Source organism: Arthrobacter sp. USHLN218, assembly GCF_037144715.1.
Taxonomy (GTDB): Bacteria; Actinomycetota; Actinomycetes; order Actinomycetales; family Micrococcaceae; genus Crystallibacter.
Genome location: NZ_JBBCYT010000001.1, coordinates 521,775 through 543,607, shown reverse-complemented (window position 1 = coordinate 543,607; position 21,833 = coordinate 521,775). Strand labels below are relative to the sequence as shown.

Genomic DNA, 21,833 nt, shown 5'->3' with positions numbered 1-21,833 from the left:
GTCGGTTCCCCCCGGAAGATGTTGCCGTGCGGTCAAGTTGCAGTGCGGTCAGTTGGTGCTTTCGGCGAGCTGCTGCTGGCGGCGGACCCCCGGCGACCAGCTGCGGATCGGGTTGCCGGCCCAGTGGCTGCCGGCCGGAACGGATTCCGAGCGCATGACCAGCGAGCCGGGCCCCACAATGGTGTGGGACTGGAGCCGGCTGCCTGGCAGCACGATGCTGTTCGGCCCCAGCGTGGAGTAGTCCTCCAGGTCGACCTGCTCCATCCGCATGATGCGGTCGTGGAAGAGATGCGTCTGCAGCACGGTTCCGCGGTTGATGCTCACCCCGTCGCCGATGCTGATCAGGTCGAACTCCGGCAGCCACCACGTCTCGCACCACACCCTGCGGCCGATCTTCGCCCCCATCAGCCGCAGCCAGAAGTTGAACATGGGCGTGCCCAGGCTCATCCGGACCAGGCCGGGCACGGCGAGCGACTCGGAGAACACATCGGCCAGCTCGTTGCGCCAGATGAAAGAGGTCCAGAGCGGATGTTGCGAGGGGCGGAACCTGCCCACCAGCGCCCACTTCGCCGTCAGCGCCACCAGGCAGGCCGCGAAACCGCTGGCCAGCAGCACCGGTCCGGCGAGCAGCGCGGCCGCCAGGAGCCCGGCCTGCAGGTAGATCTGCGCCAGGATCCATACGGTCGCCAGCGCCAGCCAGGCGGTGATCACCACGGGCAGGAAGCGGCAGCTTTCGACGGCGGCGCGCGCCACCATCAGGCGGCGCGGCGGGTTGTAGGTGCGCGCCGAGTCCGACTGGTCCACCGGGCGGGGCAACTCCACCGCCGGGCGGCCGAACCAGTTCGAGGACGCCGGCATGTCCCGCGGCGCCGAGGAGAGCACGGCGATCAGCGAGTTGTCCGGCACCTTATTGTCCGCGCCGACGATCCCGGAGTTGCCCACGAAAGACTTGGCGCCGACGCTGGCCGTACCGATGTGCAGCCACCCGGCACGGGCGCGCGGCGCGGTGGCCAGCGAGTGGTCCGCCATGAAGGAGCGGTCCCCGAAGCTGCTCAGATGCGGGATGGTCTCCATGGTCGAAAGCTCAACGTGCTTACCCACCCGGGCACCGAGCAGCCGGAACCACAGCGGGGTGAGCAGACTGGCGTAGATCGGGTAGGCGGACACCAGGGACTTGGCCAGCAGGAGGTTGGAGAGCCAGGCGGCCCACGCCGCGGCCGAGTGGAGGCTGTGGAAGCCCGGCACGATCAGCAGCGCCAGCAGCCGCACCAGGCCGGCGGTCACAGCCAGGTAAAGCACCACGGTCATCGCCAGGAACACCGGGCTCCACGCGGCCAGCGTCAGCAGCGCCGTCGCCAGGTTGGAGATCCCGCGGGTCACCGCGACCATCAGCAGGGCACCCGGTACGACGGCGACCATGGGCATCAGCGTCAGCAGCAGCGTTCCCAGCGGGTACAGGAGGGCGACCGGCCGCCGGCGCGGCGCCTCGCCGGTTTCGGCCGGCCATTCGTCGCCCGCCATGCCGACCCGCTCCAGCTGCGATCCTGCCCAGCGTTCGCCGTCCGGGACGATGCCGTTCACGCAGCTGCCCGGCTCCACTTCAGCCCCGGCCCCGATGCGCGCCTCGTTCATCACGATGGAGCGGGTGCCCACGCGGGCGTTCCTGCCGATCCGGACCCGTCCGATGTGCAGCCGGTCCCCTTCCAGCCAATGGCCCGCCAGGTCCGCCTCGTATTCGATGGTCGCGCCGTCGCCGATCTCCGCCAGGCCCGTGACCGGCGGCAGCGCGTCGAGGTGCACACCCCTGCCGATCCTGCAGCCAAGCGCCCGGGCGTACCAGGCGGCCATCGGCGTTCCCATCAGCGGCTCCAGCTTGCCGAAAGTGGCGATGCGTTCCGCGGCCCACAGCCGCAGGTGCGTCGAGCCGCCCCGCGGATACACGCCGGGCCCGACGCGCCAGAGCAGCACCCGCGCCGAGAGCACCGCGAAGATCGCCCGCGACGGCAGGCTGAAGAGCACCACCCAGGCCGCCACGGTCGGCAGCAGCGGCGGATTGGGCACCCACGGCGTATCCGTGAAGTTGAAGAGCAGCAGGCAGACGATCGCCATGCCGGTCACGTACCGCAGGCCGGAGACGCCGTAGAGCCCGGCGATCAGCGGTGCCTGCACCAGCCCCGTCCACCAGGGCGTGGACCGGACCTCGCGCTGCTCCCCGGTGGTGGTGCCGAGTCCGTCCAGGTATGCCGCCAGGTCGCCGAGCACCGGGCGGGCATAGAGGTCGGCGATCGAAACCGCGGGATGGCGGCTCCTGAGCTTGGCCACCAGCTGGGCGGCGGCCACACTGGCCCCGCCCAGGGCGAAGAAGTCGCTGTCGCCGTCCAGCGGGACGGGTCCCAGCAAATCGGTCCAGCTGTCGGCCAGCCAGCCCTCGGTGCCGGTCAGCCGGTGGCCCGCGCCGTCCGCGGCCGCGAGCGGCCAGGGCAGCGCCTTGCGGTCCACCTTGCCGGAGGTCTTCACCGGCAGCTCCGGCACCACGCCGAGGGCCGGCACCAGCTGCGCGGGCAGGACTTCGCCGAGCCGCTTCCGGCAGGAGGCCAGGTCCAGCTCGGGACCGTCCTCGGCCACCAGGTAGCCGGCCAGCACCTTGTTGCCGCTGGGCGTCGTCTGCACTGCCGCGGCGGCCGCGGCCACGCCGGCCAGCTGTGCCAATGCCTCATCGATTTCGCCAAGCTCCACCCGCCGGCCGCCGAGCTTGACCTGCTCGTCGGCGCGGCCCACGAAGAGCAGGCCCTCGGGATCCGCACGGACCAGGTCGCCGCTGCGGTAGGCGCGCTCCCAGCCCAAAGCGGGCATAGGCGCGTACTTCTCCGCGTCCTTGGCCGGGTCCAGGTAGCGGCCCAGGCCCACGCCGCCGATGATGAGTTCGCCTTCCTCGCCCCACGCAACGGGCTGGCCCTCCGGATCCACCACGGCCAGGTCCCAGCCGCGAAGCGGGAGCCCGATCCGCACCGGCCCGGAGCCGTCAAGGGCCGCGCCGCACGCGATCACCGTCGCTTCCGTCGGCCCGTAGGTGTTCCAGACTTCGCGCTCCGGGCCGGCGAGCCGGGCCACCAGCTCGGCCGGGCAGGCCTCGCCGCCGAAGATCAGCAGCCGGATGTCCTCCAGCGCCTCCTTGGGCCAGAGCGCGGCCAAGGTGGGGACGGTGGAGACCACGGTGACGCTGCGCTGGGCCAGCCACGGGCCGAGGTCCGCGCCGGATCGCACCAGGGACCTCGGCGCGGGCACCAGGCAGGCCCCGTTCCGCCAGGCCAGCCACATCTCCTCGCAGGACGCGTCGAAGGCGACGGACAGCCCGGCCAGGACCCGGTCGCCGCGGGTGAGCGGACGCTCCTGCAGGAACATCTCCGCCTCCGCATCCGCCCACGCCGCCGCGGAACGGTGCCGGATGGCCACGCCCTTGGGCTTTCCGGTCGAACCTGAGGTGAAGATGATCCAGGCATCGTCGTCCGGGTGCGGCTGCGGGCTGTGTCCCAGCCGCTGGACGCCGGGAATCGTCGCCACCACCAGCCCTGCGCCGATCACCGCGCAGACCTGCGCCTCGGCCCAGACGGTTTCAGCCCGCTCATCCGGCTCGTCGGCGTCCACCGGGACGTAGGCCGCGCCGGCCACCAGCACGCCCAGGATCGCCACGTACAGGTCCACCGATCCCGAAGGCACCCGCACGCCGACCCTGTCCCCGGCCCCAATGTCCGAGGCCCACAGGCGGCGCGCCAGCTCGTCGATGCGCGCGCCCAGCTCACGGTAGCTCAGGCAGGTGGTGCCGTCGTCGATGGCCGGAGCCTCCGGGTAGCCGGCGATGGTCTGCCGGATGATGTCCACCAGCGTCCGTTCCTCCGCCGGCGGCCGGCTGGGATACAGCGCGGGTCCTGAAAGCGGGGCCTCATCCCCGCGGACAGGCCCCTCCAGCAGGCCGGTCGGCGCCACGGCGTGCGGCAGTGCAGCACTCTTCAACGATTCCAAAATTTCCCCCACAGAAGTCCGGATCATCCCTGCCGTCCGGATGGTGCGAGTGACACCGAGGCATGGCAGGGCAACGCGGCACCGCCGGCGGCGTTGGCTGCCGGCTGCGCCGTAAAGCTAGGTCTCGTAAAGCTGGTTAAAGAACCGGTTAGGCCGGCGGACGGTGCGTCCCGCCGTTACCCCCACACCTGAACCCTATGAAGCCGAAGCCGGGGCTGTGATGCGTAGCGCCTACGGGAGTTGCCATAAGCAACTACTCGATTGACCGTTTCAACTACCGGTCCTGCCATTCGCACTACTCGAATGGGGCGGCGGATGCCGCGCGTAACCGCCCGCGGCTGGCAGGATATTGCCGATGACACCAGCCAAGCACCGCGCCGCCGCCCTCGCGCTGGCCTTCGCCGCCGTCACCGGGTGCTCCGCGCCGGCGCCCGACTCCACCGCCCCGGCGGCGAGCCTTGCCCCCGCGCCGGCCGCCGAGGGGCCGTGCCGGCTGCTGGCCGAGGGACGGGTCGCCTTCGAAGCCGGCGGCGCCGACCGCGTCACCTTCGCCATCGGCGACGCCTACGGCAAAACCGCGGTGAAGCTGACCGCCTGCCTCCGGGTTCCCGGCGGCTACGCCGAGGAATGGGAGGCCGCCGGCTTCACCGGCAGCGAGGGTTTCGGCAAGCCCGGGACGGTACGGGTGAACTCTCTGCTGACCCCGTCGGGCTCCTACACGGTCACCGAGGCCTTCGGCCGCGAAGACCCGGGCACCGCGCTCGAATACCACGAACTCAGCCCGTCCTCGCGCTGGGGCGCCCGTCCGGGCAACCACTACCAGCAGTACTTCGAGGGCGCCGGGGCATGGCCGGACGAAAACCTCTGGGAGCTCATGGAGGACGGGCTCTACGAGCAGGCCGCCGTCATCAACTACAACCGGCCCCCGGACATGGATCCGCAGCCCGGCCTGTCGCACGCGATCTTCCTCCACGCGGGGATGGAGGAATCCTGGGGCTGCGTCTCCACCGACCTGGCCACGGTCACGGCCTTCCTGCGAACTGCGGTTCCGGGCGACCGGATCATCATGGGCGTCGCGGATGCGGTCTTCGCCGCGTCAGGAACAGCGCGGGGATGATCAGCACCCAGATGAACATCGCCCAATCCGCGCTGACGAAGGCCACCGGAATGCTCAGCAGGAACACCACCGGCACCGGCAGCATCGCCCAGAGCATGTAGCGGTACATGGGCGCGTCCACCACCGGCGCGATCAGGCCGGCGCGCCAGGCGTGCCACCAGATCAGGTCCAGCACCAGGAACACCGCCGACGTCACCACGGCGTAGAGCACGGCAGGCCACGGCGACAGCTCGCCGCCGTAGTCGCTGAGGAAGCTCGTGGGCATCGGCAGCACAGCAATGAAGAACAGCAGCAGCAGGTTCAGCCCCTGCAGCGGTGCATCGTAACGGTGGATCACCGTGAATTTGCGGTGGTGGCTCAGCCACGCAATGGCCAGCACCGTGAAACTGATCGTGTAGGCGATGAACTCCGGCACCGCCTCGGCGAGCGCCTCGCCCAGGTGCTCCTGGTCCAGCCCCTCCGGAATAATCAGCTCCAGCACTAACAGCGTCATCGCTATCGCGAACACCGCATCGCTGAAGAAGACGGTGCGCTCCACCGAGGTACCGGAGTCGAACAGTTCCCGGTGGCGCCGGACGATCCCTTCCGCGCGGGAACCCTCCGGGCCCGGAGGCTCCGGAGGGTTCCTGCCGCGGCGGGTGCCGCCGTCGTCGTTGTCCTTCATACGTCAGGCGCCCCGGGCGCGGGACCCGGCTAGAAGATGGAGCCCCGGATGAGGTAGCCGTAGTAGCGGGCGCCGTCCCCGTTGGAGGCATCGCCGGTGAAGCCCTGGTCAGGGTTGGAATTGGCGTACTCGGCGGTGGCATCCAGGAAGCTCTGCATCACGGACGAGGGATCGCCGCTGCAGGTGCCGCTGCTCAGGCAGAGCGCCACGGTGCCGGCGACGGCCGGGCTGGCGAAGCTGGTGCCGTGGTTGTTCCCGTAGCCGCCGGGAGCGGTGGACTGGACGCAGACGCCGGGGCCGGCCACGGTATGGCCGTCGTCGCCGGAGCTGGTGGCGAAATTGGAGAACGTCGCCGGACCGTCATCCTGGGCGTACCGGGTCAGGTCTTCGCCGTCGCACGTCGAGGAGCCGGCGCCGCCGGGCTTGCCGTCGAAGTCGCCGATGGCGGTGGCCGTGAGTACCTCGTCATAGGCGGCCGGAACGGTGGTGGCGAAGTCGGTGCCGCTGTTGCCCGCGGCGACCGCGTAGGTCACGCCGGCCTCGACCGAGCGGCAGATCGCCGCGTGCATCGGGTCACCGCTGCTGCCGCAGTCGCCGTCGTCCGTGCCGCCGCCGCCGATGCTGACGTTGGCAACGGCGATGTCGTTGTCCGGGTCATCGTCGGTGCGGGTCGCGGTCACCCAGTCGAAGGCGCACAGCAGGGCGGCCTCGGAGATCGCCCCGGCGCTGTCCATTACCCGGACGGACCACAGCGGGGCACCGGGCGCCATGCCGACCACACCCGTGTCGTTGTCCTTGGCCGCGGCCACGCCGGCGACCGCGGTGCCGTGGCCGTAGACATCGATGACCGGAGATTCGTCCGTGGCGCTGCCGCTGCTACAGTCCACGCCGGCCTGGACATTCAGGTCCGGATGGCTGCCGTCGATGCCGGTGTCGATGATGGCGATGTTGACGTCCACCGAGCCGCTGCCGTCACCGGCCTTGGCGCTCGACTCGTCCGCGCCGGTGCGGGTCACGCTGCGCGGGACGGACTGTTCCGCGAGCGCGAAGATCCGGTTCGGGGCTACATAGGCTACGCTCGGGTCGACCGCGACGTCCGATGCCTCCGCCGCCGTCATCTCCGCCGAATAGGCCGGCACGGCGTGGCTGTAGGTTCCGGTTTCGGTCATTGCGTACTGCTTGTCGTGCACGTGTGCAACGGCTTCTGCATCCACGTTGTCTTTCAAGACCACAATGTATTCATCAACCGGCTGCGCGGCCGAGGCCGGGGCCAGGCCCCACCCGCCCACGGCCATTCCCAGCGCGGCTCCCAGAGCCAGAAGCCGGCCGGCCCCCGAACGCATTCTTCCCATGATGTCCTCCCAAGCACGGACCTAGATGCCAATCCCCCGATTGCCTTACCGTCCGTCACACCCGCCCCCAAGCGCGCGGTTGGAAATCAGTATGGCCCTGCCCGCAGTTCCCGTCTAGGGGAATTCGAAACCGTTTCGTTATCTTGCGGGCCGTGTTAGGCGACGTGCTCGATATGGGTTATCAGCACCGAGCAGTGCGCGTGCGCAGCCACCGCCGAGCTGACCGACCCAAGCAGCAGGCCGGCGAATCCCCCGTGCCCGCGGCATCCCACGACCAGCAGTTCCGCATGCCGGCTGGCTTCGATCAGCAGGTGGGCAGGCTGGCCCTGCTGGACGGTCCGCGCCACGCCGGTGGGTTCCTCGGTGCCGAACACGTCGCGCACGCTGGCCTCCTGCATCTGGCGGGCGTCGTCCGAAGGATCCCACTGGTAGACCGCGCTCGGCTCTACCATCAGGGGGAACTGCCAGGCCGTAAGGACTTCGATGTCGCAGCCGAGCAGGCCCGCGAAACGCCGGGCTTCCCGCAGGGCGTGGTGCGCGTGCGGGGATCCATCCACGCCCACGAGGACCAGCCGGCGGCTGCCGGCGCCATCGTTATTCATGCTTTCCTCTCCTTGCGCTGCCGTTCCGCCTCGGCGATCCGGGGCACGGTCCGCACGAACGTGTCCGGGTTCAGCGAGATCGTGTCGATGCCCTCGTCCACCAGGAAGGCGGCGAAGTCCGCGTGGTTGCTGGGTCCCTGCCCGCAGATGCCGATCTTGATGCCGGCCGCGTGCGCGGCGCGGATGACCTGGCTGATCATCCGCTTGACCGCCTCGTCCCGCTCGTCGAACAGCGGCGCCAGCAGCTCCGAGTCCCGGTCCACGCCGAGCACCAGCTGGGTCAGGTCGTTGGAGCCGATGGAGAAGCCGTCGAATCGCGCGGCGAACTCCGCGGCGAGCACCACGTTGGAGGGGATCTCGCACATCATGTAGGCCTGGAGCCCGTTCTCCCCGCGGACCAGCCCGTTGGCCGCCATCACCTCCAGCACCCGGTCCGCCTCCGCGGGCGTGCGGCAGAAGGGAATCATGACGACGACGTTGCCGAAGCCCAGTTCCTCGCGCACCCGCTTCAGCGCCCGGCATTCGAGCGCGAAGCCCTCCCGGTAGCGCTCGTCGTAGTACCGCGAGGCGCCGCGGAAGCCCAGCATCGGGTTCTCTTCGGCCGGTTCGAAGGCGCTGCCGCCGAGCAGGTGGGCGTACTCGTTGGTCTTGAAGTCGCTGAGCCGCACGATCACCGGGCGCGGGAAGTACGGGGCGGCCAGCTTGCCCAGGCCGGTGGCGAGCGTCTGGACAAAGTACTCCCCCGGGTCCGCGAAGCCGGCGGTGAGCTCGCGGATCCGTGCGGCCACCTGCTGGTCCGCCACGCGCTCCGGATGCACCAGGGCCATCGGGTGGATCCGGATGACGTCGTTGATGATGAACTCCATCCGGGCCAGCCCCACCCCGGCCGCCGGCAGTCGCCACCAGCTGAAGGCGGCGGCCGGGCTCGCCACGTTGACCATGACGCCGGTGGCGGTCCGGGGCAGCTCGGCGAGGTCGATCTCCTCGGTCTCGAACTCCAGCGCGCCGGCGTAGATATGGCCCTCATCCCCCTCGGCACAGGAAAGCGTGATCTGCTCCCCGTCGCCGATCACGTCGGTCGCGTTGCCGGTGCCGACGACGGCGGGGACGCCGAGTTCGCGGCTCACGATCGCCGCGTGGCTGGTGGTGCCGCCGTGTTCGGTGATGATGCCGGCGGCCCGCTGCATCACCGGAACCCAGTCCGGATCCGTCATCTCGGTGACCAGCACGGCGCCCTCGCGGAACCGGTCGATGTCCGCCACGCTGCGGACAACGCAGGCTTCGCCGACCGCGATGGAGTCCCCGATGGCGGCGCCCTTCGCCAGCAGCCGGCCATCGCCGAGCAGGCGGTGGACGCTGAAGCGGCTGCCGCTGCGCCCGGCCTGGACCGTCTCCGGCCGGGCCTGGACCAGGAACAGCTCGCCCGTGGTGCCGTCCTTGGCCCATTCCATGTCCATCGGCGTGCGGTAGTGGTCCTCGATGGCCACGGCCCAGCGCGCCAGCTGCAGGACCTCGCCGTCGGCAAGCACCAGGGCCCTGCGCTCCCGCTCGCTGGTGTCAACGAGCCGCGTGCGCAGGCTGCCGCCCCGGCCGTACACCATCTTGCGTTCCTTCTCGCCGCGCGTGCGCTCGATGATCGGGGCGAAACCGTCGCGGCCCAGCAGGGGCTTGTAGACCAGGTACTTGTCCGGGTTGATGCTGCCCTGCACCACCGTCTCGCCCAGGCCCCAGGCCGCGCTGATCACCACGGCGTCCGGGAAGCCCGTCTCCGTGTCGAGCGTGAACATCACTCCGGAGGCCCCGACGTCGGACCGGACCATCCGCTGCACGCCGACGGACAGGGCCACCTGCAGGTCGTCGAAGCCTTTGATGGCCCGGTAGCTGATCGCGCGGTCCGTGAACAGCGAGGCGAAACAGCGCCGGCAGGCCCCGAGCACCGCCTGGTCGCCGGCCACGTTCAGGAATGTCTCCTGCTGGCCGGCGAAACTCGCGTCCGGCAGGTCTTCCGCGGTCGCACTGCTGCGCACCGCCACCGCCGCGGCGGGGGCGGCCAGGCCGGAACGCTCCGAGAGCTGCCGGTACGCCTGGAGGATGGCCGCGGCCAGATGCGGCGGAAACTCCGCTGCCAGGAACAGGTTCCGCACCGCGTGCCCGGCCTCGGACAGGCTGACGCCGCCGGACCGGTAGCGCTCCAGCCAGCCGCGCAGTTGTGGCTCCATATTGTTGGCCCGTACGAACTCGCGGTAGCCCTGCGCCGTCACGGCGAACCCTTCCGGCACCCGGACTCCCGCCCCGGCCAGCGTCCGGACCATCTCGCCCAACGACGCGTTCTTGCCGCCCACCAGGGGCACATCTGCCATCCCCGTGTCTTCGAACCACACGATGTACGCCATGTCCGCCGGGACTTGCTGCTCCACGGTGTTCCTCCCCCGCTACGTTCCTCTCCCCGCTACGGCCTGGTCAGGCGCAGCGAGTCCAGCAGTTCGGTGCAGGCCTGCTCGCAGCGGACGCAGGCCTGAAGGCAGAGCCGGCAGTGCGGGAAGCCCAGATGCGGTTCGCACTGCTCCTGGCATGCCTGGCACGCGGCCCTGCAGGCCTCGATCAGCGCCCCCAGGAACGCCTTCCCGCTGTCCGTTCCGGGCGATCCCAGCCGCGGCAGGATCGAGACGGCGGCGAGGCAGATGTCCGCGCAGTTCTCCTGGGCGCGCTGGCAGGTACGGACGTTCGCCGCGCCCTGTTCGTCCAGCCACGCATCCGCCCCGGAGCGGCAAGCCTGGGCGCAGTCGAAGCAGGCGTCGATGCACACGCCGCGGGCCAGCCGGTGCTCGGGGGCGGTTTCCGGTGCCGTCGGATGCACGGCCAGCACGTGCTGCGTACTGCTCATCGCGTCTCCCTGTCAGCCATGCGGGCCGCGGGTCCGGCTCCCCCGCCAGGCGGCACCCGCGGCGTAATGGTTGCAGGGTACCCCTCGATGCTGCGCGCCGCATCTGCCATTTGGGGCAGGCTTTTACCAGCGGTGGGCTACATCGATAACCAGCATGGTCTGGTTCCTTTCCGGACCCGGGAGCGTGAAGACCCGGAACGGCAGACGGGTACGGACACCGAGCCCGATGGTGGACTGCCCTTCGAAGCTTCCCGCCCAGGCCACCTGGCGGAAGGTCCGGAAGTCCTTGACGTTGACAATGTTGGACTGGTTGCGCGGGTTGTAGGTGGCCCGGCCCTTGCTGTCGTAGGCCGGCGCCTTGACGACGATGCGCATGTCGTAGCCCCGCAGCGGGATGCGGTCTCCCTTGCCCTCACTGTAGACAGCGCCGTAACGGACGTTGTAGCCCGGTCGTTTGCCCTTGAGATCGACCACCAGTCGGTCGAAGCAGGTGTGCCTTCCGGCGCGGACGTTGGTGAGTACCGGCATGTACTTCGAGGACGAGGTCTTGGCCTGGGATCCCCAGGTGATGCCGCAGTAAGGCGCTGCCGAGGCCGGGCCGGGGGCTATAAGTCCGAGCCCGAGCACCAGCAGAACGGCAGCGAGCAGCGCGTGCAGTTTTTTCATGGCGATGGATCTTTCAAATCGCGAATCACTAAGGCGATTGCGGAACGGCTGGTTGCGATCGGCCTGCCTTGATGAGCCGATGATTGATCAGCGGACCGCGTTGTTGGCGTATGTAGCGCAGGGCGGGAGAAAGCGCCCTCGCTCATTCCCCGTGGCTGCTTCCATTATCGGACGGCCCGAGGCCGTCGCAACAGGTACGCCCGCCCCTGCCCAAAGCGGCCCGCCGCGGGGATACTGGAGGAATTCCCATCCGCCGAGGGAGCCGAGGGGTCATGAAGGCCTGGTGGATCGACCATACTGCCCCGCTGACGGGCCCGGTCCGCGACGGGCCGCTGCGCTTTGGCCACCTTCCCGATCCGGTGCCCGGTGCCGGCGAGCTGCTGGTACAGGTGAGGGTGTGCGGCGTCTGCCGCACGGACCTGCACCTGGCCGAGGGAGACCTGCCGCCGCACCGCCGGCACGCCGTGCCCGGGCACGAGGTGGTCGGCACCGTGCTGGAGGCCGGCGCGGGCTGCACGCGATTCCGGGCCGGCGAGCGCGTGGGCATTGCGTGGCTGCGCAGCACCTGCGGTACCTGCCGGTTCTGCCGGCGGGGCGCGGAGAACCTGTGCCTGGCGCCGCGGTTTACCGGCTGGGACGACGACGGCGGGTACGCCGAGCGTGCGACCGTCCCGGAGGATTTCGCGTACCGGATTCCGGACGAGTTCACCGACGAGCAGGCCGCTCCCCTGCTCTGCGCCGGCATCATCGGCTACCGGGCCCTGCGCCGCTCAGCACTGCGCCCGGGCGGCCGGCTGGGCATCTACGGTTTCGGCGCCTCCGCGCACCTGGCCGCGCAGGTGGCAATGTACGAGGGTGCCGAGGTCTACGTCATGACGCGCTCCGGCAAGGCCCGGGAACTGGCCGCACGGCTGGGCGCCGCTTTCGTGGGTGGCGCCCAGGAGGAGCCGCCCGAACTGCTGGACGCCGCGATCCTCTTCGCCCCGGCGGGCAACCTGGTGCCGGCGGCGCTGCGTGCGCTCGACCGCGGCGGAACCCTGGCCGTTGCGGGCATCTACCTCAGCGCCATTCCGCCGCTGGACTACGCGGCCGACCTCTTCCAGGAACGCCAGCTGCGCAGCGTGACCGCCAATACCCGGCGGGACGGCGAGGAACTGCTGGAGCTGGCCGCCCGGATTCCGCTCCGCCCGACCACGGTCAGCTATCCGCTGGAACAGGCGGGGCGGGCCCTGCGGGACCTGGCCGCCGACCGGATCACCGGCGCGGCCGTCCTCCGGGTCTCGGCCGCCCGGGCCCGGTGAACACGCCCGGGCTGCCCGACGGGGTGATGCTGCCCGCCGGCCGGCACAGCGCCTCTCCCACCGCCGCGGGCACACTCTCGCCGTTCTCGGCCGTCATCCTCGACCTGGACGGCGTCGTCACGGACACCGCCAGCGTGCACCGGGCCGCGTGGAAGGAACTCTTCGAGCGGGTCTTCGGGGACGCCAGGATGCCGCCGGCCGCCCGCGGGCAGCCCTATACCGAGGAGGACTACTTCCGGTACCTTGACGGCCGGGCGAGGCTCGAGGGCATCGCCGCCCTGCTCGCTTCGCGGCACACCGGGCTGCCGGAGGGCGACCCGGCCGACCCGCCTGAGGCCTGGACGCTGAACGGTCTGGGGAACGCCAAGAACCTGCTCTTCCGCGATTGGCTGCGGCGGCACGGGGTCAAAACCTTCCCCGGAACCGTGGATTTCGTGGACCGGCTGCGGGCCGGCCGCGTCCCGGTGGGACTGGTCACCGCCAGCCGCAATGCCGTCCCGGTGCTCACCGCTGCCGGACTCGAGGACGCGTTCGACGCCGTCGTCGATGGCTACGCCGCAGCACAGCAGCACCTGGCCGGAAAGCCGGACCCGGCGATGTTCCTGGAGGCCGCGCGCCGGCTGCACGTACCGCCGCAGCGGATCGCGGTCCTGGAGGATTCCGCGGCGGGCATCGCCGCCGCACGCGCCGGCGGCTTCGGCCTGGCCGTCGGGATCGACCGCGCCGGCCGGCGCCGCGACCTGGAACGCGCCGGCGCCCAACAGGTGCTCGAGGACGTCGCCGAGTTCGACATCGGCCTGGTCCTCGCCGACCCGTGGCACCTGGTCTACGACGGCTTCGACCCCCAGCACGAGGGCCACCGGGAAGCGCTCACCGCGCTGGGCAACGGCTACCTGGCCACGCGCGGTGCCGCGCCGGAACGCGCGGCCGACGGCGTCCATTACCCAGGCACCTACCTGGCCGGCGTGTACAACAGCCTGCCCTACCTGGTGGACGGCGTGTGGACCGTCGGCGAACACATGGTCAACGCGCCCAACTGGCTGCCCTTCGATCTCCGGCTGGGCACGCGCTGGTGGTCCGAGGGCGGCCTGGCGATGCTCCGCGAGCGCCGCGACCTCGACCTGAAGCGTGCCCTGCTGGTCCGCCACGTGCTGCTGCAGGACGCGGACGGCCGGCGGCTGGACGTGAGGCAGCGGCGCGTCGTGTCCATGGCCCGGCCCCACCTGGCCCTGCTGGAGACGACGCTGACGGCCCGCGGCTGGAGCGGCCCCCTCGGCCTGCGCACCGGAATCGACGGCGAGGTCCTCAACCGGAATGTGCCGGAGGACGCCGCGCTGGGCAACCGGCACTTGCGCTGGCTGCCGGAGGAGCCGGCCGGGCCGCGGGATCCGGAGGACCTGGAGACCCTGGAGGTCGAAACCAACCACAGCCGCATCCGGATCGCCACCGCCGTCCGTACCGGATTCGGCTGTCCCGCCGCCGGCAACCGGCCGCCCGTCCTCCCGGCGCCCCCTCCGTCCCCGGAAGAGCAAGACCGGTCCGCTGGCACCACCGAGGGTCCGTGGCGGCATGCCTGGACCGTGCACCTGTCCGATGGCGTGCCGCTCAGCGTCTGCCGCACCGCCGCCGTGGTGACGTCCCGGGACCCCGCGATCGCCTCGCCGCTCGACGGCGCCAAGGCGATGCTGGCGCGCACGCCAGCGGGCTTTGCCGAGCCCTTCGCCGAGCACGAGGCGGCGTGGCGGCGGCTGCTGCGGCTGTTCACCATCGACCTGCATGCCGACCCGCAGGCCCAGCTGATCCTGAACCTGCACGTCTTCCATCTGCTGCAGACGCTCACCCCGCACACGGCCGGACTGGACGCGGGGGTGCCGGCGCGCGGGCTGCACGGCGAGGGCTACCGCGGCCACGTCTTCTGGGACGATCTGTTCGTCCTGCCGCTGCTCACCTCGCGGCTGCCGGCGGTGAGCCGCTCGGTGCTGGACTACCGCTGGCGCCGCCTCGATGCGGCGCGGGATGCGGCGCGCGCGGCCGGACTGCCGGGGGCCATGTTCCCGTGGCGCAGCGGCAGCGACGGCACAGAGCAGACCCCGTCGTCGTTGTTCAACCGCTACAGCGGACGGTGGATGGCGGACAACTCCCGGCTGCAGCGCCACGGCGGCCTGGCGGTGGCGTACAACGCCTGGCAGTATTTCGAGGCCACCCAGGACCGGGACTGGCTGCTGCTGCACGGGGCGGAGATCATCGTGGAGGTGGCGCGGCTGTTCTCCGCGATGGCCACCAGCGACGACGGGGGCCGGTACCACCTGCGCGGCGTCATGGGTCCGGACGAGTACCACGACGGCTACCCGGGGACGCCCGGCAGCGGGCTGGACGACAACGCCTACACCAATGTCATGGCCGCCTGGGTTTGCACGCGGGTGGCCCGGATCATGCGCCTGCTGCAGGGCCGCGACGGCCGCGACCTGCGGGAACGCCTCTCCATCGGCACGGCGGAGCTGGACCGCTGGCGGCAGCTGTCGCGGCGGCTCTACGTCCCCTTCCATGACGGGATCATCAGCCAGTTCGAAGGGTACGGCGACCTGCGGGAACTCGACTGGGCCCGGCTGCGGCGCCGCTACGGCAAGATCGAGCGGCTGGACCTGATCCTCGCCGCCGAAGGCGATTCGCCCAACCACTACCGGCTGTCCAAGCAGGCCGACGTGCTGATGCTCTTCTACGTCCTCGGCGAAGACCAGCTGCGCCGGCTGCTGCAGCGGCTGGGCTACCCGGTCACGCAGGCCCAGCTGGACAGGACCGTCGACTTCTACCTGGCCCGGACCGTGCACGGCTCCACGCTGAGCCGGGTGGCGCACGCCTCGGTGCTGGCCGCGTCCGACCCGGAGCGCGCCTGGTCGACCTTCCGCGAGGCGCTGGACGCGGACCTGGACGACACGCAGGGCGGCACCACCCGCACCGGCATCCACCTCGGTGCGATGGCCGGCTCCGTCGACGTCATCCAGCGCAGCTTCGCCGGGCTGCGGCTGGCCGGCGACGAACTGGTGTTCGCGCCGCGGCTGCCGGCCGAGCTGGAGCAGGTGTCCTTCCGGCTGCGCTACCGGGACAACCTCCTGGACATCGCGCTCGACCACGCCGTGCTGCAGGTCTCCGCTGCGCGCAGCTCCGCGCCGCCGGTGCGGGTCCGCGTCGGCGCCAGGACGGCCGTCCTGGCCCCCGGCGCTACCGTGGTGCTGCCACTGCCTGCCGCGCGGCCGCCGCGGACCGGCGGTGCCTGAACGCCTTGTACGCGTAGTCGGCGGCGAGCAGGCCCGGGATGGCGAGCAACGCCACCAGCAGGCCGGGCAGGGTCGGCGGAGCCTGGCCGAGCATCCGCGCGATGGGCTCCACGAACAGGAAGGCGGCGAGCGCGAGCAGTTCGGCCGCGACCGCCCAGAGCAGCAGCGGGTTGCTGCGCCAGCCGAGCCGCCACGGCGGGACCGTTTCGCTGCGGCAGGCGAAGGCATTGGCCAGCTGGGCCAGCACCACCACGGTGAATGCGGTCCCCGAGGCGGCGGCAATCACGCCCGGCCCGGGCAGCTCGCCGCCCGGCCGCCAGCCCGCGAGCCAGAGGAGCAGGGTGAAGCCAGCCATTTCGAAGAGCGCCTCGACCGGCCCGAGCACGCCGAAGACCCGGCGCATCAGCGCCCCGTCCATCAGGTGGCGGCGTTCCGGCGGCCGGTTCAGCACGCGCTTGCCCGGCGGTTCGCTGCCCAGCGCGAGCGCGGGCAGCAGGTCGGTGCCGATGTCCAGGAACAGGATCTGCAGCACGCCCAGCGCCAGCGGGAAGCTGCCGCCGGAGAGGGCCCAGATGACGAACGGGGTCAGCTCGGCTACGTTGTCCGTCAGGTGGTAGGTCAGGAAGCGCCGGATGTTGGCGTAGGTGGCCCGGCCCTGTTCGACGGCGGCAATGATGGTGGCGAAGTCATCGTCCAGCAGCACCAGGTCCGCGGCTTCGCGGGCGACGTCCGTGCCGCTCGCGCCCATGGCGACCCCGATGTCCGCCTCCTGCAGCGCCGGGCCGTCGTTGACGCCGTCGCCGGTCATCGCCAGCACGTGCCCGCGCTGCTGCAGGCACCTGGCCACCCGCAGCTTCTGCTCCGGCGAGACCCGGCTGACCACCACGCCGTCCCGGTCCAGCAGGGCGCCGAGCACCTGGTCGTCCGCCGGCAGCCCGTGCCCCTCCAGGACCAGCCCGCCGGGTCCCTGCAGTCCGATTTCGCGCGCGATTGCCGCGGCCGTGGCGGGATGGTCGCCGGTCACCATGGCCACTTTGATCCCGGCGCCGCGGGCCCTCGCCAGCGCCTCGGGCACCGAGGGCCGCGGCGGGTCGTGCAGGCCGACCAGGCCCAGCAGCTCGAGCCGGGTCTCCGCCTCCTGCGGCCCCTCCGGGATGGCCCCGGGGGCGAGGCCGCGCCGGGCGACGGCGAGCACCCGCAGCCCGCGCGCCGCGAGTTCGGCCAGCGCCCGGTGGGCGTCCTCGCTCCCTGACCCGTCCGCGCCGTCTATGCACAGCGGCAGGACCCCCTCCGGAGCGCCCTTGAGCAGCAGCTCACCGTCGACCACCACGGACTCCCGGCGGCGGACGGCGTCGAAGGCCCAGCGGACCGAGGCCCGCTCCTCGACCGGCTCCGCCCCGCCGGACATCCGGTGCGCCAGCGCATCCAGCGCCGCTTCCATCGGATCGCCCTCGGCCGCCCAGCCCTTTTCCCGCTGCACGATCCGGCCGCGGGACGCCGCCCGGGCCGCCCGGGCCAGCCGCCGGCCCGCCGCCACGGCCGCCGGGCTGCCGTCCAGCCTGGCCACCGGCTCGTACCCGGTCCCCTCCACGGCAACGCTGCCCTCGGGGGTCCAGAGTTCGACGGCGCTCATCCGGTTCTGCGTCAGCGTCCCGGTCTTGTCGGTGCAGATGAAAGTCGTGGAGCCCAGGGTCTCGACGGCCTGCAGGTGCCGCACCAGCGCGTTCCGCCCCGCCATCCGCTGCGCTCCCATGGCCAGCGACAGCGTGACGGTCGGCAGCAGGCCCTCGGGAATCAGCGCCACCGACACCCCGATCGCGAACAGGAACGCGTCCCGCCAGGACGTCCCGGTCAGCAGCGACACCAGGAAGAACAGGCCGCCGAGCGCCAGCGCCACCAGCGCGATGACCCGCACGATCCGCCGCAGCTCCCGGTTGAGCGGGCTGGGCGGCGGCTTGGTCTGCGTGGTCAGCGCCGCGATGTCCGCCAGCCGCGTGCGGCCGCCGGTCGCGATGACCAGAGCCTCGGCGTCGCCGTTGGCCAGGAACGTTCCGCCGAAACCCGTGTCGTCCGGACCCTTCGCCACCGGCTCGCTCTCGCCGGAGAGCATGGATTCGTCCACCGTGCAGCTGTTCGTCCGGACAAACCGCACGTCCGCCGGGATCCGGTCCCCCGCCGCCAGCAGCACCGCGTCTCCGGCCACCAGCTCGGAGACATGGATCTTCACCGGCCTGCCGTCCCGTACCGCCAGCACCTGGCTCGGCAGCAGCGCCCGCAGCGTCGCCGCGGCATGTTCGGCCCGCGCCTCCTGCGCGTACGAGAACAGGCCGTTGACCACCACCACGACCAGCACCGCCACGCCCAGCTCCGGCATCCCGGCCACGAAGGCCAGCGCCGCCGCCACCCAGAGCATCAGCGCGAAGAAGTGCGTGAACTCCGCCGCCACCCGGCGCCAGCGCGGCACCGGCCGCACCCGCGGCAGCAGGTTGGGCCCCTGCCGGACGAGTTGCTCCCGGGCCTGGTCGGTGCTCAGGCCGAGCATGGCGTCCATGGCTACGGGACGGAACCCGAATACCGCGGTTCCCGCTCCGCCGGAACCGCCGCCGCCGCCGTCGTACGACCCGGTCCGAGCGCCCGCAGCGCGTTGAGGATGGTGGCCAGGTCCACCAGTTCCTGGAACAGCGCCCCGGCCACCGCCGGCACGAAGCCCAGCGCCGCGAGGACCATCAGCCCGATGCTCAGCGCGATCCCGATCCAGATGCTCTCCAGCGCCACCTTGACGCTGCGGCGGCCGATCTCCACCGCCCGCGCCACCTTGGACAGGTCATCGAGCATGATCACCACGTCGGCGGACTCGCTCGCCGCGGTCGACCCCTTCGCGCCCATCGCCACGCCGACGTCGGCCGCCGCCAGCACCGGCGCGTCATTGACGCCGTCGCCGACCATCATGACCGGCCGCTGCCGCAGCGACCGCACCGTCTGCACCTTGTCGGCGGGCAGGCATTCGGCCTGCACCCGGGTCAGCCCCACCTCCGCGGCGATGTGCGCGGCCGTCTCGCGGGCATCGCCGGTGAGCATCAGGGTCTCCTCCACGCCGAGCGCGCGCAGCTGCTCCAGCACCGACGCGGCGTTCGGGCGCACGGCGTCACTCATCACGAGCGTCCCCGCGAAGTCCCCGTCGACCGCCACGTACACGGCCATCTCGCCGCTGGCCAGCGGCGTCCGCTCCACCCCGCGCGACCGGTCTGCGACGAAGGCAGGTTTTCCGACGACGACGGCGTGCCCGCCGATCTGCGCGGCGACGCCGTGGGTGGCGGCCTCCTCCGCCTCGGCGGCCGCCTGCAGCTGGAGTCCCCGGTCCGCCGCGGCTTCCATCACCGAGGCGGCCAGCACGTGGGAGGAGTACTGTTCGGCGGACGCGGCCAGCCGCAGCAGCCCGTCCGGCCCCAGCCGTGCACCCGCGGTACCGGCCGGGCGAATCTCCAGCAGCACCGGGCGGCCCCCGGTCAGCGTGCCGGTCTTGTCGAACGCCGCCACCTTGACCCGGCTGAGCTTCTCCAGGGTGCCGCCGTTCTTGATGATGATCCCGGCCTTCGCCGCGCGCCCCATCCCGCCCACAAAAGCCACCGGCGCCGCAATCAGCAGCGGACACGGCGTCGCCACCACCAGCACCTCGGCGAACCGTGCCGGGTCGCCGCTGAACAGCCATGCCGCCCCGGCCAGCAGGAAGGCGAACGCGGTGAACGGCACCGCGTACCGGTCGGCCAGCCTGACCACCGGTGCCCGGCTGGCGGAGGCCTCCCGGACCAGCGCCACGATCCGGCTGTACTGCGAGTCCTCCGCGGTGGCCGCGGCGCGGATCCGCACCGCCGCCTGCCCGTTGAGCGCTCCGCTCATCACGTCCTGCCCGGCCGTGCGCTCCACCGGCAGGCTCTCTCCGGTCAGCGCCGACTCGTCGAAGGAACCGAAGCCGGAGAGCAGGGTCCCGTCCACCGGCACCACCTCCGCCGGGCGCACCAGCAGCACGTCACCGAGGCGGACCTCGTCCACGCTGATCTCCTCGGGCGGCTCGCCCGCCCGCTCCCGGTGCGCCGTCATCGGCGCCCGCTCCAGCAGCGCGCTCAGCTCGCGCTGCGCACGGCCCTGGGCGAAGTCCTCCAGCGCGCGTCCGCCGGAGAGCATCAGCACAATGATCAGCGACGCAATGTATTCGCCGACGACGACGGTGCTCACCACCGCCGTCACGGCCAGCAGGTCGATTCCCCAGTGGCCCCGGAGCAGCTGGCGGACCATGTCCCAGGCCAGGCGCGCAGCCACCAGCAGCGCGTAGACGCTGGCCGTCCACTGCGCCGCTTCCGGATAGCCGAACAGCAGCAACCCGGCCACCACCGCGGCACAAAGCAGCGTGGCTGCCACCAGCGGGTAGCGGCCGATCAGCGTCAAGCGTCCTCCCGTCCGTTGCTCCCGGCCGGTCCCTGGCCGGGCAGCCTGCCGGCGCGCGCCGCCAGCTCCTGCGAAATCCCGTCCGCCCAGGACTCGATCGCGGGCCAGTCCCGGAAGTCCCCGAAGCGCCCGCCGATCAGCCTGAACATGAAGTGCGCCGTGCCCTTCAGCTGGCCCTCGCGGTAGACCCCGGAGAAGAGCCGGTGCCCTTGCGGCTGCAGGACATCGGCGCCGAGCAGGCCCAGGATCCGCTTCTCCTGCATTTCCTTCCCTTTCGCCTGTAGCAGCCTGGGCAGCCCGTCGGACATCCCCACGCCGAACAGCCACAGGGGAAGGCCCGACAGCGCCGACACATGCCGCGATACGAAGTCCGCGGCCTCCGGCAGCCACGCCTGGTTGTGCACAGCGCTCCCCAACACCACGGCGTCGTACCCGGACACCTCCGGCCCGTCCTTCATTTCCGCCACGTCGACGTCCCGGCCAGCTCCCCGCAGCCGGCCCGCCACCCGCTCTGCGATCTCCGCCGTCGACCCGTTCCGGCTGGCAAAAGCCACCAATATCCGCATGAAGCGCCTCCCAAAGCACCCGCACCGCCCGGCAACATCAGCGTAGCCGGGCCTTCCGAGCCTGCCCAGTGCCTTAGGCCGCCAATCCGGCATTCATCCGCCACTAGCCGGCACCCGTCCGGCCCGGACGACGGCGGCGCACGGGTCTGTCCGGCCGGTATCCTGCAGGGGTAAGCGCAGCCAAGGGGTCCGTGGATTGCCGGGCCCGCAGGAGGTCAGCCGTACGTGGAGACACCGGCAGCAGCGGGGCACGAACTCGAACGCAGGCTGCGGCGTGCCGTGCTGTGGGTTGCGGGGCTGAACCTGGCCTACTTCTTCGTCGAGTTCACCGTCGCCATCGCGATCGGCTCCGTCTCGCTCTTCGCGGACAGCGTCGACTTCCTCGAAGACACCGCCATCAACCTGCTGATCTTCGCTGCGCTCGGCTGGACACTGCACCGCCGGGCCCTGGCGGGCAAGGCCATGGCCCTGATCATCCTCCTGCCCGCCCTCGCCGCCGCGTGGCAGGCCTTCGCCAAAGTCGCCTCCCCCGAGCCGCCGGATCCGCTCTCCCTGGCACTGACCGCCGGAGGCGCCGCCGTGATCAACCTGGTGTGCTCGCTGATTCTCGCGCGGTTCCGGCACCACGGCAGTTCGCTGTCCGCCGCGGCGTTCCTGTCGGCCCGGAACGACGTGCTCGTGAACCTTGCCATCATCGCGATGGCGCTGCTAACCGTCTGGGTCGGCTCCGGCTGGCCGGATATCGTCCTCGGCCTGATCATCGTCATCCTCAACGCGGGCGCCGCCAAGGAAGTCTGGGAGACCGCCGAAGAAGAGCGCCTGGCAGCCAAGGCGCTGGCCGGCGAGGAGATCGACTGACCGCGGCCGCGGCCCGGGAAGCTACGGGCCCACAAGCTGCCAGCTACCCGCCGGCCGGGCGGTACACGAGACCGGCGTGGCAGGG

Annotated in this window: 14 protein-coding genes; 4 read left to right on the top strand and 10 right to left on the bottom strand. The window is 71.4% G+C overall.

The features are described 5' to 3' along the window. Window positions 1-48: 48 nt before the first annotated feature. Entirely contained in the window at window positions 49-4,047 is a 3,999-nt protein-coding gene (locus tag WFH44_RS02395; RefSeq protein ID WP_442892849.1) for a Pls/PosA family non-ribosomal peptide synthetase, read from the bottom strand. A gap of 328 nt (window positions 4,048-4,375) precedes the next feature. On the opposite strand from WFH44_RS02395, the gene WFH44_RS02390 reads away from it, so the two are divergent. Further along, complete coding sequence (locus WFH44_RS02390) at window positions 4,376-5,137, top strand: hypothetical protein (RefSeq protein WP_336711441.1); 762 nt, start codon at window positions 4,376-4,378, stop codon at window positions 5,135-5,137. Here WFH44_RS02390 and WFH44_RS02385 read toward each other — a convergent pair. The 6 genes from WFH44_RS02385 to WFH44_RS02360 form a co-directional block, all read right to left on the bottom strand. Further along, a complete protein-coding gene (locus WFH44_RS02385) occupies window positions 5,085-5,801 on the bottom strand; it encodes a TMEM175 family protein (protein WP_336711440.1) in 717 nt (238 codons plus the stop codon). The genes WFH44_RS02390 and WFH44_RS02385 overlap by 53 nt on opposite strands. 29 nt (window positions 5,802-5,830) lie before the next feature. Continuing rightward, complete coding sequence (locus tag WFH44_RS02380) at window positions 5,831-7,153, bottom strand: S8 family serine peptidase (protein WP_336711438.1); 1,323 nt, start codon at window positions 7,151-7,153, stop codon at window positions 5,831-5,833. A 155-nt stretch (window positions 7,154-7,308) separates the two neighbouring features. After that, entirely contained in the window at window positions 7,309-7,755 is a 447-nt protein-coding gene (locus WFH44_RS02375) for a universal stress protein (RefSeq protein WP_336711436.1), read from the bottom strand. Beyond that, window positions 7,752-10,148, bottom strand: a complete 2,397-nt coding sequence (gene ppsA, locus WFH44_RS02370) for a phosphoenolpyruvate synthase (protein ID WP_336711807.1) — start codon at window positions 10,146-10,148, stop codon at window positions 7,752-7,754. Before ppsA ends, WFH44_RS02375 begins: the two co-directional genes overlap by 4 nt. Window positions 10,149-10,204: 56 nt before the next feature. Next, complete coding sequence (locus WFH44_RS02365; protein WP_336711435.1) at window positions 10,205-10,639, bottom strand: four-helix bundle copper-binding protein; 435 nt, start codon at window positions 10,637-10,639, stop codon at window positions 10,205-10,207. A gap of 123 nt (window positions 10,640-10,762) precedes the next feature. Beyond that, window positions 10,763-11,305, bottom strand: a complete 543-nt coding sequence (locus tag WFH44_RS02360; protein ID WP_336711434.1) for an AMIN-like domain-containing (lipo)protein — start codon at window positions 11,303-11,305, stop codon at window positions 10,763-10,765. A 272-nt stretch (window positions 11,306-11,577) separates the two neighbouring features. Between WFH44_RS02360 and WFH44_RS02355 the strand changes: the two genes are divergently transcribed. Both WFH44_RS02355 and WFH44_RS02350 read left to right on the top strand, forming a co-directional pair. Beyond that, a complete protein-coding gene (locus WFH44_RS02355; RefSeq protein WP_336711433.1) occupies window positions 11,578-12,606 on the top strand; it encodes a zinc-dependent alcohol dehydrogenase family protein in 1,029 nt (342 codons plus the stop codon). After that, complete coding sequence (locus WFH44_RS02350) at window positions 12,603-15,881, top strand: HAD-IA family hydrolase (RefSeq protein WP_336711431.1); 3,279 nt, start codon at window positions 12,603-12,605, stop codon at window positions 15,879-15,881. The genes WFH44_RS02355 and WFH44_RS02350 overlap by 4 nt, the downstream gene beginning before the upstream one ends. On the opposite strand, the gene WFH44_RS02345 is transcribed toward WFH44_RS02350, so the two are convergent. Genes WFH44_RS02345 through WFH44_RS02335 form a run of 3 tightly spaced genes read right to left on the bottom strand, consistent with a single transcriptional unit; the run spans window position 15,826 to window position 20,890 of the window. Further along, entirely contained in the window at window positions 15,826-18,432 is a 2,607-nt protein-coding gene (locus WFH44_RS02345) for a cation-translocating P-type ATPase (protein ID WP_336711429.1), read from the bottom strand. The two genes, WFH44_RS02350 and WFH44_RS02345, sit on opposite strands and share 56 nt — an antisense overlap. Window positions 18,433-18,434: 2 nt before the next feature. Then, complete coding sequence (locus WFH44_RS02340) at window positions 18,435-20,324, bottom strand: heavy metal translocating P-type ATPase (RefSeq protein WP_336711428.1); 1,890 nt, start codon at window positions 20,322-20,324, stop codon at window positions 18,435-18,437. After that, the gene (locus WFH44_RS02335; protein WP_336711427.1) at window positions 20,321-20,890 is read right to left on the bottom strand and encodes a flavodoxin domain-containing protein; all 570 of its coding nucleotides are present in this window, start codon (window positions 20,888-20,890) and stop codon (window positions 20,321-20,323) included. The genes WFH44_RS02340 and WFH44_RS02335 overlap by 4 nt, the downstream gene beginning before the upstream one ends. Window positions 20,891-21,115: 225 nt before the next feature. Between WFH44_RS02335 and WFH44_RS02330 the strand changes: the two genes are divergently transcribed. Further along, window positions 21,116-21,748 (top strand): cation transporter, encoded by a 633-nt coding sequence (locus tag WFH44_RS02330; RefSeq protein ID WP_336711426.1) that lies wholly within the window; start codon window positions 21,116-21,118, stop codon window positions 21,746-21,748. The last annotated feature ends 85 nt before the right edge of the window (window positions 21,749-21,833 follow it).